The 608-nt window shown below is 68.3% G+C and carries 1 pseudogene; it reads left to right on the top strand.

The window, feature by feature from the left end:
* A pseudogene (locus J7528_RS23925) lies at positions 1-451 on the top strand (hypothetical protein); the annotation flags it as partial.
* Positions 452-608: the final 157 nt, after the last annotated feature.

Genomic DNA, 608 nt, shown 5'->3' on the forward strand with positions numbered 1-608 from the left:
GGCCTGGATCACCCTGTCGGCCGAGGACGCGCCCGACCTGCTGGCCGTGTCGCCGGCCCGTATACAGACGCTGCGCCGCGCCAAGCTGACGGCGGCCATGATCCCGGTGGGCCTGTTCCTGATCGTGCCGATAGCCGCCCTCAGCTGGTTCCAGCCGTCGGCCGGCGTTTGGACGGCTCTCGGCGCGATCCTGGCGGCTTGGAGCAGCGGCCTGATCAACATCTGGCATCAGCGCCCGGGCAAGCGCTCGGACTTCAAACGGCGCGGCGGGGCCTCGTGGATGGCGACTATCGCCGAGATGCTGGTCTCGGCCCTGCTGGCCGGCGCCACGGGCGTCGCCGTGGCCGGTCTGTGGGCCTGGGCCCTTATCCCGCTGGGCCTCGCCGGGGCGGCCCTACTGAGCCTGAGGCGCAGCGACGTCCAGATCGCCCGCAATCTTCGAACACGGTAAAGCTCCGATTAGGGTTTTACCCGATTTTCGCGGCATTACGACGCATCTAGGCTCTCTGTCGGGTCGGGGACATAGAGTGAGTGAGAGTACCGATGGCCGCCGTGCACGCCACCTTCCGATCCCAGAATCATCGCCCGCTCCGCCAGGAGTCCAGGGC

This window comes from Caulobacter sp., assembly GCF_017744445.1.
Taxonomy (GTDB): domain Bacteria; phylum Pseudomonadota; class Alphaproteobacteria; order Caulobacterales; family Caulobacteraceae; genus Caulobacter.